Annotated in this window: 12 protein-coding genes; 9 read left to right on the top strand and 3 right to left on the bottom strand. The window is 63.9% G+C overall.

What is annotated here, in order from left to right:
* The first annotated feature begins 169 nt into the window (after positions 1–169).
* The 9 genes from napA to D5125_03275 all read left to right on the top strand — a co-directional run bounded on the left by napA (position 170) and on the right by D5125_03275 (position 9,922).
* Entirely contained in the window at positions 170–2,743 is a 2,574-nt protein-coding gene (napA, locus tag D5125_03320; GenBank protein QFY88586.1) for a nitrate reductase catalytic subunit NapA, read from the top strand.
* A 175-nt stretch (positions 2,744–2,918) separates the two neighbouring features.
* Positions 2,919–3,779, top strand: a complete 861-nt coding sequence (napG, locus tag D5125_03310; GenBank protein QFY88584.1) for a ferredoxin-type protein NapG — start codon at positions 2,919–2,921, stop codon at positions 3,777–3,779.
* Positions 3,776–4,639, top strand: coding sequence for a quinol dehydrogenase ferredoxin subunit NapH (gene napH, locus D5125_03305; protein ID QFY88583.1), 864 nt, complete (start codon positions 3,776–3,778; stop codon positions 4,637–4,639). The genes napG and napH overlap by 4 nt, the downstream gene beginning before the upstream one ends.
* 99 nt (positions 4,640–4,738) lie before the next feature.
* On the top strand, positions 4,739–5,215 hold the full coding sequence (locus D5125_03300; GenBank protein ID QFY88582.1) for a nitrate reductase cytochrome c-type subunit: 477 nt from the start codon (positions 4,739–4,741) through the stop codon (positions 5,213–5,215).
* Positions 5,216–5,249: 34 nt separating this feature from the next.
* Positions 5,250–5,852 (top strand): NapC/NirT family cytochrome c, encoded by a 603-nt coding sequence (locus D5125_03295; protein QFY88581.1) that lies wholly within the window; start codon positions 5,250–5,252, stop codon positions 5,850–5,852.
* Between the two features lie 66 nt (positions 5,853–5,918).
* Positions 5,919–6,497, top strand: a complete 579-nt coding sequence (mobB, locus tag D5125_03290) for a molybdopterin-guanine dinucleotide biosynthesis protein B (protein ID QFY88580.1) — start codon at positions 5,919–5,921, stop codon at positions 6,495–6,497.
* A 31-nt stretch (positions 6,498–6,528) separates the two neighbouring features.
* Entirely contained in the window at positions 6,529–7,200 is a 672-nt protein-coding gene (gene gmk / locus D5125_03285; protein QFY88579.1) for a guanylate kinase, read from the top strand.
* Between the two features lie 116 nt (positions 7,201–7,316).
* Positions 7,317–9,404 (top strand): YgiQ family radical SAM protein, encoded by a 2,088-nt coding sequence (locus D5125_03280; protein QFY88578.1) that lies wholly within the window; start codon positions 7,317–7,319, stop codon positions 9,402–9,404.
* Positions 9,401–9,922 carry a hypothetical protein gene (locus D5125_03275; GenBank protein QFY88577.1) on the top strand — a complete coding sequence of 174 codons (522 nt, stop codon included), beginning with the start codon at positions 9,401–9,403 and terminating at the stop codon, positions 9,920–9,922. The genes D5125_03280 and D5125_03275 overlap by 4 nt, the downstream gene beginning before the upstream one ends.
* A gap of 10 nt (positions 9,923–9,932) precedes the next feature.
* On the opposite strand, the gene ubiB is transcribed toward D5125_03275, so the two are convergent.
* The 3 genes from ubiB to ubiE form a co-directional block, all read right to left on the bottom strand.
* Positions 9,933–11,582 carry a ubiquinone biosynthesis regulatory protein kinase UbiB gene (ubiB, locus tag D5125_03270; protein ID QFY88576.1) on the bottom strand — a complete coding sequence of 550 codons (1,650 nt, stop codon included), beginning with the start codon at positions 11,580–11,582 and terminating at the stop codon, positions 9,933–9,935.
* 400 nt (positions 11,583–11,982) lie between these two features.
* Positions 11,983–12,597, bottom strand: coding sequence for an SCP2 sterol-binding domain-containing protein (locus D5125_03260; protein ID QFY88574.1), 615 nt, complete (start codon positions 12,595–12,597; stop codon positions 11,983–11,985).
* Positions 12,597–13,346 carry a bifunctional demethylmenaquinone methyltransferase/2-methoxy-6-polyprenyl-1,4-benzoquinol methylase UbiE gene (gene ubiE / locus D5125_03255; protein ID QFY88573.1) on the bottom strand — a complete coding sequence of 250 codons (750 nt, stop codon included), beginning with the start codon at positions 13,344–13,346 and terminating at the stop codon, positions 12,597–12,599. Before ubiE ends, D5125_03260 begins: the two co-directional genes overlap by 1 nt.
* Positions 13,347–13,455: the final 109 nt, after the last annotated feature.

The following is a 13,455-nucleotide window of genomic DNA, read 5'->3' as shown; positions in this document are numbered from 1 at the left end:
ACAAATTTTCACGATTTTGAGGCGCATAGTTGGCCTACGCAACGAAAAATCGGGGCCAATGTTTAAAACAATTTTGGGCCGTTCTTCCCACCGGCGCAGTAGGAGCATCCTGAATCCGACAGGCTCCTAGCCCGCTCCATGAACTTTATAGAAACAGGGGAACCTTGTCATGAAACAGACCCGTCGGGAATTTATCAAGAACAACGCCATTGCGGTGACGGCCACCGCCGCCGGGGTCAGCATCCCCGGTGTGCAACAGGCCCTGGCGGCCGAGGGCCAGGCCGACGACGGCATCCGCTGGGACAAGGCCGCCTGCCGGTACTGCGGCACCGGTTGCAGCGTGCTCATGGGGGTCAAGGACGGCAAGGTGGTGGCCTCCCAGGGTGACCCGGACGCGCCGGTCAACCGCGGGCTGAACTGCATCAAGGGCTACTTCCTGCCCAAGATCCTCTATGGCAAGGACCGCCTGACCAAGCCCCTGCTGCGCAAGACCAATGGCCAGTACGATAAGAACGGCCAGTTCGAGGAGGTCAGCTGGGACGAGGCCTTCGATGTCATGGCCAAGCACTGGAAAAAGGCCATCGCCCGCAGCATGGAAGAAAACAAGGGTAAAAAGCCCAATGAACTGACCTCCAGGGTGGGCATGTTCGGTTCTGGCCAGTGGACGGTGTGGGAGGGCTATGCCGCCTCCAAGCTGATGAAGGCCGGTCTGCGCTCCAATAACCTGGACCCCAACGCCCGCCACTGCATGGCCTCGGCGGTGGTGGGCTTCATCCGCGCCTTCGGCATCGATGAGCCCATGGGCTGCTACGACGACCTGGAACACGCCGACGCCTTCGTCCTCTGGGGTTCCAACATGGCAGAGATGCACCCCATTCTTTGGTCGCGTCTGACCGATACCCGCCTGACCAAGGAGGGCTGCGAGGTGCATGTGCTGTCCACCTACGAGCACCGCTGTTTTGAGCTGGCGGATAACCCCATGGTGTTCGTGCCCCAGACCGATCTGGCGATACTCAACTACATCGCCAACTACATCATCCAGAACAACGCGGTGAACAAGGAATTCGTCGAAAAGCACGTCAACTTCAAGAAGACCGCCACCGACATCGGCTACGGCCTGCGCCCGACCCACCCACTGGAAAAGGCGGCCAAGAACCCCGGCAAGGGCAAGACCGAGGCCATCAGCTTCGAGGAATTCGCCAAGTCCGTCGCCCCCTATACCCTGGAATACACCGCCGAGCTGTCCGGCGTGCCCAAGGAGAACCTGGAGCGCCTGGCCAAGCTCTATGCCGATCCGAACAAGAAGGTCACCTCCTACTGGACCATGGGCTTCAACCAGCACACCCGGGGCAGCTGGGTCAACGGCAACATGTATAACGTGCATCTGCTGGTGGGCAAGATCTCCGAGCCGGGCAATGGCCCCTTCTCCCTCACCGGCCAGCCCTCCGCCTGCGGCACGGCGCGCGAGGTGGGCACCTTCGCCCATCGCCTGCCGGCCGACCTGGTAGTGGCCAAGCCCGAGCACCGCGCCTTCTCCGAGAAGATGTGGCAGCTGCCCGAGGGTGCCCTCAACGGCAAGGTGGGCTTTCACGCCGTACTCATGCACCGCATGATGAAGGACGGCAAGCTCAACACCTACTGGCAGCTGTGTAACAACAACATGCAGGCCGCGCCCAACATGAACGAGGAGTCCTATCCGGGCTGGCGCAACCCCGAGGTGTTCGTCACCGTCTCCGACCCCTATCCCACGGTGTCCGCCATGGCCGCCGACCTGGTGCTGCCCACCGCCATGTGGATCGAGAAGGAAGGCGCCTACGGCAATGCCGAGCGGCGCACCCAGTTCTGGCGCCAGCAGGTCAAGGCGCCGGGCGAGGCCCGTTCCGACCTCTGGCAGATGATGGAATTCGCCAAGCGCTTTACCATGGAAGAGGTCTGGCCCGAGGATCTGTTGGCCCAGGCGCCGGACTACCGGGGCAAGACCCTGTATCAGGTGCTGTACGAGAACGGCCAGGTCAATCAGTTCCCCTTCGACGGCCAGATCAGCGACGAGCGGGGCAACAGCTACGACAACGACGAGTCGGCCCACTTCGGCTACTACGTGCAAAAGGGCCTGTTCGAGGAATACCGCCTGTTCAACTCTGGCCCGGACATCATCAAAAAGGGCCATGAGATGGCCGAGTTCCAGGCCTATCACCAGGCCCGAGGCCTGCGCTGGCCGGTGATCGACGGTAAGGAGACCCTGTGGCGCTTCCGCGAGGGCTTCGATCCCCATGTCAAGGTCGCCGACGGCGTGGCCAAAGGCGATGTCAGGTTCTACGGCAACAAGGATGGCCGCGCCAACATCATCTTCGCCCCCTATGAGCCACCGGCGGAGAGCCCGGATGCCGAATACGATCTGTGGCTCTGTACCGGCCGCGTGCTGGAGCACTGGCACTCCGGCTCCATGACCCAACGGGTGCCCGAGCTGCACCGCGCCGTGCCCGACGCCCTGGTCTATATGCATCCGGACGACGCCAAGGCGCGCCGCCTGCGGCGTGGCTCCGAGGTCAAGGTGATCTCCCGCCGGGGCGAGATCCTCACCCGGGTGGAGACCCGTGGCCGCAACAAACCGCCCAAGGGGTTGGTGTTCGTACCCTGGTTCGACGCCGGTCGCCTGATCAATAAGCTGACCCTGGACGCCACCTGCCCGCTGTCCAAGGAGACCGACTTCAAGAAATGCGCGGTGAAGATCGTCAAGGCCTGATGGGGCAAAACTGGGTGGGCCAGGATCCTCAGGACGCAGAGTGCGCAAAGAAGCGCAGAGAGCGCAGAGTTGCTGGTTTTTTTGATCTCTGCGTCCTTTGCGTTTTCTTTGCGGCCTCTGCGTCCCTGTTTTTGTTCCGGCCTCGCCGGGTTAGGTTCATTCTTGAGAAGTCACTATGAATGATTCAGTACAGAAACCGGCCCGACCGGTCCAGCGCCGTCAGTTTCTGACCGATCTGGCCCGTGGCGTCTGCGGCATGGGCCTGCTCGGGCTGGGCATAGGCCTGCATGCCAATCGGGCCTCGGCCCTGCCGGCCGATGCCTTGCGCCCACCGGGGGCGCTGGCGGAGACGGACTTCCTCTCCGCCTGCACCCGCTGCGGCCTGTGTGTGCGCGCCTGCCCCTATGAGATGCTGCACCTGGGCCGGATGGGCGGCGATGTGCCCGTGGGTACGCCCTATTTTCGCGCCCGTCAGGCCGGTTGCGAGATGTGCGATGACATCCCCTGCGTACCTGCCTGTCCCACCGGGGCGCTGGATCATGGTCTGACCGACATCAATCAGGCGCGCATGGGTCTGGCAGTGCTGTCCGATCAGGAGACCTGCATTGCCTTCCTTGGCCTGCGCTGCGAGGTCTGCTTCAACGTCTGCCCGGTGCGTGGCAAGGCCATTACCCTGGATCGCAGACACAACGACCGTTCGGGCAAGCACGCCGTGTTCATCCCTGTGGTGCACTCGGATCATTGCACCGGCTGCGGCAAGTGTGAAGAGGCCTGCGTGCTGGATCAGGCGGCCATCCGCGTGCTGCCGCCAAGCCTGGTCAAGGGCGAGCTGGGCAAGCACTACCGTCTGGGCTGGGAGCAGAAGGCCGCCGCCGGTCAGGCCTTGGTCACGCCGGATGTGGAACACCAGTACAACCTGCCCGAGGGGATGAAGTACGACCACGGCGGCGAGGGCCTGATTCAGGAGAAAGCGGACCAGGGGTCCGGCCCCAGCGCCATTGATATCCTCAACCGGGGAATGGAGGATCGCCTGTGAAGCCCTACGCCGAAGTGGGCAAGGACGCGATCCAGGTCAAGGGCTGGTGGCAGGCCCACAAGTGGCTGATCCTGCGTCGCCTCAGTCAGGTCGGTGTGCTTGGCCTGTTCCTGCTCGGCCCGCTGGCGGGCATCTGGCTGATCAAGGGCAACCTGTCCTCCAGCATGACCCTGGACACAGTGCCCATGACCGAGCCGATCCTGATGCTGCAAATGCTGGCGGCGGGCTTCATCCCGGCGGGCCTGGCCCTGACCGGCCTGGCCCTGGTGCTGCTGTTCTATCTGCTGGTGGGCGGGCGCGCCTATTGCAGTTGGGTCTGTCCGCTCAACCCGGTGACCGATGCCGCCCACTGGCTGCGCCAGCGCCTGGGCCTGCGCGGCGGGCTCAGGCTGTCGCGCCAGCTGCGCTACTGGCTGCTGGCCACGGTGGCGCTGTTGTCGCTGATCACGGGCTCGCTGGCCTACGAGAGCATCAACCCGGTGTCCCTCACCCACAGGGGGATCATCTTTGGCATCGGCAGCGCCTGGCTGGTGCTGCTGGGCATCTTTCTGTTTGACCTGCTCATCGCCCGGCAAGGCTGGTGCGGCCACCTCTGCCCCATGGGCGCGCTCTACGGCCTGCTCGGCGAGGGCAGCCTGCTGCGGGTGCGGGCGGACAATCGCGCCGCCTGCGACGACTGCATGGACTGCTTCGCCGTCTGCCCCGAGCCGCAGGTGATCAAACCCGCCCTCAAGGGTGCCGGGCAGGGGCTGGGGCCGGTGATCATGGCCGGCCATTGCACCAATTGCGGCCGTTGTATCGATGTCTGCGGCAAATCGGTGTTTCACTTTGGTAGCCGTCTGAACAACAGGTCTGAATAAGGGCGCAGACGGATATGGCCTGCCTGGCAAAGGGCAGAGGATGGCCCGAACGGGGTTGGCAATAAATCATATTTGGCTTTTAGCTGGTGGAGGCATGCAATGAAGAACCGATCTGTAAGTACATCGAAAAACGCACCGACGGGTGCGGCAACAAGAAGATACCTCAAGGGCCTGTTTCTGGTCCTGTTGCTGGGCCTGCTGAGTCAGCCGTTGGCGGCGCTGGAGTCGCTGCGCGGCCAGGTTGACCTGCAACAGAACAACCCGGTATTCGGCAAGCGTAACCCGGCCAGCATGGGGGGTGGCTTTGGCCGCTCCTATGAGCTGCAACCACCCATGATCCCACACAATATCGAGAAGGAATCCATCAGCCTGCGCGGCAACAGCTGCATGCGCTGCCATGCCCCGGAGAACTTTCAGCGGGAAAAGGCCCCCGCCCTGAGCGAGACCCACTTCATGGACCGCCAGGGCAACAAGCTGACGCGCATCGCCAGTCGGCGCTACTTTTGCACCCAGTGCCATGCCCCGCAGGTAAACGCCCCACCCCTGGTGGAGAACCTGTTTCAAGGAAATCGCTGATCTTCCCTCTACCCATTACAAGAAGGACGGAGTCATGTTCAAAAAAATCCTCTCTTCAACCCTGGTCATCGGCATGGTGCTGGGCGTGCTGCTCTGGGGCGGCTTCAACTGGTCGCTGGAGCTGACCAACACCGAGCAGTTCTGCATCAGCTGTCATGAAATGGAGGCCAATGTCTATCAGGAGCTACAGCAGACCGTGCACTGGTCCAACCGCACCGGGGTGCGTGCCACCTGCCCGGACTGCCATGTACCCAAGGAATGGACCCACAAGGTGGTGCGCAAGATCAAGGCCTCCAAGGAACTTTACCACTGGATGCTGGGCACCATAGACACGCCGCAGAAGTTCGACGACTACCGCCTGACCATGGCCATGAGTGAGTGGAAGCGGATGAAGCAAAGTGACTCCCGCGAATGCCGCAACTGCCACGACTTCGCCTCCATGGACCTGGCCAAACAGGAAGAACGCAGCGCCGAGCGCCACGAGCCCCACTTCTGGGAGGTACACGACGGCAAGGACCCCAGCCAGACCTGCATCGACTGCCACAAGGGCATAGCCCACAAGCTGCCGGTGGGCTGGGAAGCGGCGGTCAAGGCCGACCCCCTGCTGCGCCCGGCGGCCACCTCAGTGGCCAATTGATGTTAGAGGCGCGGTCGCGGCCGGTCGGAAAGGGCTGGCCGTTGCAGGCTGAAGGCTGTTGATCTAGTGCCCGATCCAGCCAAGGTGCTGGGCTTTGCCGCCTTCAGCGGGGTAGGCAAGACCAGCCTGCTGAAGCGGCTGATCCCCCTGCTGCGCCAGCAGGGATTGCGTATCGGCCTGATCAAGCTATCCCATCACCACTTCGAGGTGGACGTGCCGGGTAAGGACAGCTACGAGCTGCGCCAGGCCGGGGCCGAGCAGGTGCTGCTTTGTTCGCCGCGGCGCTGGGCCCTGATCACAGAGCTTGAACAGCCGGTCGAGCCCGATCTGGAGCGGATGCTGGTACAGCTGGACCGCGCCGCCCTCGACCTGGTGCTGGTGGAGGGCTTCCGTCACGCCCCCTTCAGCAAGATCGAGCTGCACCGCCCCAGCCTGGGTCACCCCCTGCTTTACCCGCAAGACCCCAACATCATCGCCATCGCTAGCGATGTGCCGCTATCAAAGCCAGCCTCATCGGCCGAGCCAGCCCGCCCGGATATCCCCCAGCTGGGGCTCAACCAGCCGCAGCAGATCCTCGCCTTCATCCTCCACTGGATGCGCACAGAGCAGACCCTGGACGTTGAGCCTGACGGGGGCGAGCCCTGAGCGCAGGCCCTGCGGCGGGGCGGCCCGCCCTATGCACGGCCTGCCCGACTCGGTACCCTATAGCATCCCACACTTAAGGAGAACATTGGTGAACGGCAGTCTCATCGTGATCTCGGCCCCCTCCGGGGCCGGTAAAAGCAGCCTGGTCAAGGCCCTGATCGAATCCACCGCCAATGTCCAGGTGGCGGTATCCCACACCACGCGGCCCCCCCGGCCCGGTGAGCAGGATGGGGTGCACTACCATTTCGTGGCTAAGGAGAGGTTTCAGCAGATGGTGCGGGAGGGGGCCTTTATCGAACACGCCCAGGTATTCGACAACTTCTACGGTACCGCCAAATCCAGCCTGGAGGACCCCCTGCAGCAGGGCATAGACCTGATCCTGGAGATCGACTGGCAGGGGGCGCAACAGATCCGCACGCTCTACCCCGACTGCATCAGTCTGTTCATCGCCCCGCCAGGCCTGGAGGAACTGCGCAAGCGCCTCAGGGCGCGCGGCCAGGATAACGAGGAGGTGATAGAAAGGCGCATGCGCGATGCCCAGGCAGAGATGGCCCATGTGCATGAATTCGACTACCTGGTGATCAACGAAGACTTCAACGAGGCCCTGACCGAGATACGCAGCCTGCTCACCACCCTGCGCCTGCGCCGCCAGCGGCAGGTACAGCGCCACGCCGACCTGATGAACCGCCTGCTGAGCAGCTAAGGATCATGGGGCAAAAGAGCGCTTGGTGACGTTCAGAGTAAAATCGACAGGCCGCCAGGGGCAGGGGGTATGGCAATCTTACCGGCCTGCTGAGGCCCCCCTGCTACAATGGCCCCATGCAAGACACCACGCCCCTGTTCTCCTACCGTAAATACTGGCCGCACAAGTTCGGCCCGGTGCCCTTTCTGCCCATGTCGCGGGCGGAGATGGACGAGCTGGGCTGGGACAGCTGCGATGTCGTCCTCATCACCGGCGATGCCTATGTGGATCACCCCAGCTTCGGCATGGCGGTGATCGGCCGCGTGCTGGAGGCACAGGGCTTTCGCGTTGGCATCATCGCCCAGCCGGACTGGAGCGGGCCGGAGGACTTCCGCCGCCTGGGCCGGCCCAACCTCTACTTTGGCATCACCGGCGGCAACATGGACTCCATGGTCAACCGCTATACCTCGGAGCGGCGGCTGCGCTCGGACGATGCCTACACCCCCAACGGCGAGGGCGGCAAGCGCCCGGATCGCGCCGTGCTGGTGTACAGCCAGCGCTGTCGTGAGGCCTATAAGGACGTGCCCCTGGTGATCGGCGGCATCGAGGCCAGCCTGAGGCGCATCGCCCACTACGATTACTGGTCAGACAAGGTGCGCCGTTCGGTGCTGCTGGACAGCAAGGCGGACATTCTGCTCTATGGCAACGCCGAACGCGCCGTGGTGGAACTGACCCATCGCCTGGCCGCCGGTGAGGCGATGGCGCAGATTCAGGACCTGCGCGGCAGCGTGGTGCCCCATCAGGGCCTGGGCGCGGGCTGGCTGGAGATCGACGCCAGCAGCCTGGCCGACCTGCCGGCACCGCGTGGTGAGCGGGATCGCCTGCACGAGGCGCTGCGCCTGCCCAGCTTCGAGCAGGTGCGTGACAAGCCGGAGCTGTACGCCCATACCTCGCGCCTGCTGCACCTGGAATCCAACCCCGGCAACGCCCGCACCCTGCTGCAGCGCCACGGCCAGCGCGACATCCGCATCAATCCGCCGCCTATCCCCCTGACCACGCCGGAGCTGGATGGGGTGTTCGAGCTGCCCTACCAGCGCCGCCCACACCCGGCCTATGGCGAGGCGCGCATCCCGGCCTATGAGATGATCCGCTTCTCGATCAACATCATGCGCGGCTGTTTCGGCGGCTGCAGCTTCTGCTCCATCACCGAGCACGAGGGGCGCATCATCCAGAACCGCTCGGAAGACTCCATCATCCGCGAGATCGAAACCCTGCGTGACTCGGTGCCCGGCTTCACCGGCCAGGTGTCCGACCTGGGCGGCCCCACCGCCAATATGTGGCGCCTGCGCTGCAAGGACCCCAAGATCGAGGCCAGCTGCCGCCGCCTGTCCTGTGTCTATCCGCAGATCTGCCCCAACATGGGCACCGACCAGATGCCCCTGGTGCGCCTGTACCGTCGCGCCCGCGCCCTGCCGGGGATCAAGAAGATCGCCATCGCCTCCGGCCTGCGCTATGACCTGGCGGTGGAGACGCCGGAATATGTGCGCGAACTGGTCACCCACCACGTCGGCGGCTACCTGAAGATTGCCCCCGAGCACACCGAGGCCGAGCCGCTGCAGCTGATGATGAAGCCCGGCATTGGCAGTTACGAGCGCTTCAAGCGCCTGTTCGATAAGTACTCGCAGCAGGCGGGCAAGGAGCAATACCTGATACCCTACTTTATTGCTGCCCACCCCGGCACCCGCGATGAGGACATGCTCAACCTGGCCCTGTGGCTCAAGCGCAACAACTTCAAGCCCAATCAGGTGCAGGCCTTCCTGCCCACCCCCATGGCCCTGGCCAGCGCCATGTACCACTCCGGGCGCAACCCGCTGAGAAAACTCCACCCCGGCGATGCCGCCATCAGCGTGCCCAAGGGCGGCCGCCAGCGCCGCCTGCACAAGGCCTTTCTGCGCTATCACGATCCGGAAAACTGGCCCCTGCTGCGGGAGGCCCTCAAGGCCATGGGCCGGGCCGATCTCATCGGCAACGGCAAGCGGCACCTGGTGCCCAGCTTTCAGCCGGCCGGTACGGGAGGGGGGCGGGGCCAGCGGCCAGCGAATGGCCGCTGGCCGTCAGCTGCCAGCCGTCAGCCAGCGAATAGCCGTCAGCCCCCAGCTGCCAGCCTTCAGCCGAAGAAGGTGTCCAGAGCCAAGCCGAGTAAAGGGGGCAAGGGCGAGCGATGAGTCACTTAGCTGTGTTCAAATCGAATCGTCAGAAACGCTGGGCCTGGAGCTGGCCGCTGGCGGCCCTCATTCTGCTGCTGTTCTGCCAGCCCCTCACCGCCAACGAGGACCTCTTTCCCGGCCCGGGCCGGGCCCAGGCGGATGCCGATTATGCGGCGGGTCGCTACGAACAGGCCCGGTCAGGCTATGAGACCTGGCTGGAGTACAATCCCAGGGACCATGAGGCCTGGTTTCGTCTGGGTAATCTCTACACCCAGCTGGTGCAGCCGATGGATGCCCTGACCGCCTATCGCAAGGCGCAGCTGCTCAAGCCGGAGGATGGCCGTGCCTGGCACAACATGGGCATGCTCTATCTGCGGCTGGCGCTGGAGTCCTACGACAACCTGCGCCGCAATGTGCCCGCCGATGACCCCCTGGTGCCCTACGCGGAGCAGGTGCTCGGCGGTATTCTGGATCTGGTCGGTCAGCGGCTACAGCCCAGCGAGGGGCCGACCCTCAAGCCCCTGCCTGCCGAGTGAGGGGGTACGGCTAATAACGCCCGGCGGCGGCGAGCAGGATCATGCCCGACAGGCCCAGGCCGGTACCGAAGGCGATGGCCGCCGCCGTGCTGAGCAGCACCGGGCTGAAGGTGAGCAGCAGGGTGCCGCTGATGAGCATGGAGCCACCGGCGATGGCCTGGATGGTACGGCGGTTCTGCCGTCTCAGGTCCTGGCGCAGGCCGTCCAGGGTCTCGGACTTCCAGTTCACCTGCAGTCGGCCCTGCAGGGCATCGTCCACCAGCTTGTGCGCCTTGAATGGCAGCTCCGGCAGGGTCTCGGACAGCAGCGGCAGGTTGTCCTTGCTGCGCCGGAGGAAGGCGCGCCAGCCCATTTGCTCGTCGGCCCAGCGCTCCAGGAAGGGCTTGGCGGTGACCCAGAGGTCCAGCTCCGGGTAGAGCTGACGGCCCAGGCCCTCGATATTGAGCAGGGTCTTTTGCAGCAGCACCAGCTGCGGCTGCACCTCCATGTTGAAGCGCTGGGCGGTCTGGAACAGGCGCAGCAGGAAGTGGCCGAAGGAGATCTCGCTGATGGGCTTTTCAAAGATCGGCTCGCACACGGTGCGGATGGCCGATTCAAATTCCTCCACCCGGGTATCCCTGGGCACCCAGCCGGATTCCACGTGCAGCTCGGCCACGCGCAGGTAGTCGCGTTTGAAAAAGGCCAGCAGGTTCTCGGCCAGGTAGCGCTGGTCCTCCTTGGTGAGGGAGCCGACGATGCCGAAATCCACCGCCATGTACTGCCCCCGAGGGGAGACGAAGATATTGCCGGGGTGCATGTCGGCGTGAAAGAAGTTGTCCTTGAACACCTGGGTGAAGAACACCTCGACGCCCTGTTCGCCGAGTTTCTTCATGTCGATACCCTGGGCGCGCAACTCGGCTAGATTGCTCACCGGGATGCCGTAGATGCGCTCCATCACCAGCACGTTCTTGCGCGTGTAATCCCAGTAGATTTCCGGCACATAGAGCAGGTCGCGCTGTTCAAAATTGCGCCGGATCAGGGCCGCGTTGGCTGCTTCCCGGGTCAGGTCCAGCTCGTCGAACACGGTCTTTTCGTATTCACTGACGATATCCACCAGGTGAAAGCGCTTGCCCTCGGACCAGAAGCGCTCGCCCAGGCGGGCGAGGGTGAACAGCAGATCGACATCACGCCGGATGATGCGCTCGATCCCCGGCCGCAGCACCTTGACCACCACATCGCTGCCGTCCTTCAGCCGCGCGGCATGGACCTGGGCGATGGAGGCCGAGGCCAGGGGGCTGGCGGCGAACTCGGCAAAGATGGCCTCGATGGGCTGGCCGAAGGCGCGTTCAATCTGCGCTTGCGCCAGCTCATCGGCAAAGGGCGGTACCCGGTCCTGCAGTCGTGCCAGCTCGTTGGCGATGTCCTCCGGCAGCAGGTCGCGGCGGGTGGATACCGCCTGGCCGAACTTGACGAAGATCGGTCCCAGCTCCTCCAGGGCAACGCGCATACGCAGGCCAAAGCTGCGGTTCTGATGGCGGTTGAGCCAGTACCAGGGCGAGGTGAATTTGAGAAAGCGCAGCGGGCGGAACAGGTGGGTGGCCAGCAGCACCTCATCCAGGCCGTTGCGCAACAGCACCCAGGCAATGTGGATCAACCGACTGAGCTGGGCCAGGCGTCTCACAGGTGCTGCCTAAAGAAAGGGACGCAGAGGGCGCAAACGACTGCATGGATGCAGGAGGTAGAACGAAGCAGTAAGCCAAAGTCGAGGAGCGCAAAGGACGCAGAGGGGATTTGGGTGGGCCACTCGGGTTTGCAGGCTTTATCAACAGATTTCGAGAAGATCCACCCCTTTCTGTGTAACAACATCGGGGTTCGCCTCTCATCCTGGGAGCTCCGAGCGCTGGCTCGGAGGTATAAGTCCAAACCAGTTGTAGCCCGGATGAAGCGTAGCGGAATCCGGGTAGGCCATGCCCTGTGGCAATCCCGGATTCCGTTGCACTCCATCCGGGCTACAGTAGCCAATCGACTCTGCGCCCTTTGCGCTTCTCTGCGTGCTCTGCGTCCAAAAAAAGCCAGCATAGTCAGGACCCGGCCACAGAGCCGAGCAGGCGATTCACTCGCGCTTGCAGGCGTTCGACGTCGTCGCGCAGTTCATCCACCCCGCTGCTGAACTGCGCCAGCTCTTCCGGGCGCGGCAGCCAGCCGAGTTCTTCCTGCAGGTATTCGCCCAGGTCCAGCTCCAGGCTGTGGCGGGATTGCTCGGCCCAGTGGCGGGCTGAGCGATAGGCGCGACCGGCCTGATGGGCGGGGATGTCGCCGACCAGGCGGCTGAGCTGCTCCTCCCAGTCGATGTCCAGATCGGCGAGGATCTTGCCGAAGCGCTGAGCCAGGGTGCCGTCACCCTGGATGCTGACACCGCCGCCGAACAGCTCGCCGCTCTTGTTCTCCGCCAGCCCCAGCCGCGCCAGGGCCAGGGGCGAGCCGCTGAGACGGCAGTCCGGCTCGCCCTCGAAGCGGCCGTGCAGCTGCAGGCCCTCGGCGGTAGGGACAAAATACAGCTGTTGCTCAAAGCCGCTGAAATCAAAGCAAATCACCTTGCCCTGCAGCCGCGCCAGCCGCTGCAGGGCCTGGGGGTCCAGGCGCAGGGTGGCGTTGAGCAGCCCTTCCAGGGCGGAGATCAGGGCATCGGCCAGCATCAGAGCTTGAAGCCGCGGTGGGCGGCGACCACGCCGCCGGTCATGTTGTGAAAGTCGCAGCGCTCAAAGCCGGCCTGCTCCATCATGGCCTTGAGGGTTTCTTGGTCCGGGTGCATGCGGATGGACTCGGCCAGATAGCGGTAGCTGTCGGCATCCTTGGCCACCAGCTGGCCGATCAGCGGCAGCAGCTTGAAGGAATAGAGGTCATAGACCTTGCTGAAGTGGCGGTCGGTGGGCTTGGAAAACTCCAGCACCAGCAGGCGACCGCCGGGCTTGAGCACGCGGAACATCTCCCCCAGGGCGCGCTGCTTGTCGGTGACGTTGCGCAGGCCGAAGGCGATGCTGACGCAGTCGAAGCTGTTGTCGTCAAAGGGAATCGCCTCGGCGTTGATCTGCACATATTCGAGATTGCCGACGCGGCCCTCGTTGAGCATGCGGTCGCGGCCACGGTTGAGCATGGCGTTGTTGATGTCGCTCACCACCACCCGACCCTCGGGGCCGACCAGACCGGCAAAGCGGGCAGCCAGATCGCCGGTGCCCGAGGCCAAATCCAGCACCCGCTGGCCCGGCCGCACCCCGGCCAGGTCGATGGCGAAGCGCTTCCACAGGCGGTGGATGCCCAGGGACATAAGATCGTTCATCAGGTCGTAGCGATCGGCCACCGAATCGAACACCTGCCGCACCCGCTGGGCCTTCTCGCCCACAGGCACCTGCTGAAAGCCAAAATGGGTATTCTGTTGCTCAGTCATGCTCGATCTCGCCGGTTAGGCCCTTGACTGGATCGCAAAGGGCGCAAAGGAAACGCAAAGAACGCAAAGGGGAAAAGATCCGTCATTTGCTACTTTGTCGGCCATCAGC

It is taken from the genome of gamma proteobacterium SS-5 (genome assembly GCA_009497875.2).
GTDB classification, from domain to species: domain Bacteria; phylum Pseudomonadota; class Gammaproteobacteria; order Chromatiales; family Chromatiaceae; genus Magnetovirga; species Magnetovirga frankeli.
This window is presented reverse-complemented; position numbering and strand designations above follow the sequence as displayed.

Bases quoted from the DNA above. Each gene is read 5' to 3' on its own strand.
- napA (QFY88586.1), top strand. From the start codon at position 170: ATGAAACAGACCCGTCGGGAATTTATCAAGAACAACGCCATTGCGGTG.
- napG (QFY88584.1), top strand. From the start codon at position 2,919: ATGAATGATTCAGTACAGAAACCGGCCCGACCGGTCCAGCGCCGTCAG.
- D5125_03300 (QFY88582.1), top strand. From the start codon at position 4,739: ATGAAGAACCGATCTGTAAGTACATCGAAAAACGCACCGACGGGTGCG.
- D5125_03295 (QFY88581.1), top strand. From the start codon at position 5,250: ATGTTCAAAAAAATCCTCTCTTCAACCCTGGTCATCGGCATGGTGCTG.
- gmk (QFY88579.1), top strand. From the start codon at position 6,529: ATGCACGGCCTGCCCGACTCGGTACCCTATAGCATCCCACACTTAAGG.
- D5125_03280 (QFY88578.1), top strand. From the start codon at position 7,317: ATGCAAGACACCACGCCCCTGTTCTCCTACCGTAAATACTGGCCGCAC.
- D5125_03275 (QFY88577.1), top strand. From the start codon at position 9,401: ATGAGTCACTTAGCTGTGTTCAAATCGAATCGTCAGAAACGCTGGGCC.
- D5125_03260 (QFY88574.1), bottom strand. From the start codon at position 12,597: ATGCTGGCCGATGCCCTGATCTCCGCCCTGGAAGGGCTGCTCAACGCC.
- ubiE (QFY88573.1), bottom strand. From the start codon at position 13,346: ATGACTGAGCAACAGAATACCCATTTTGGCTTTCAGCAGGTGCCTGTG.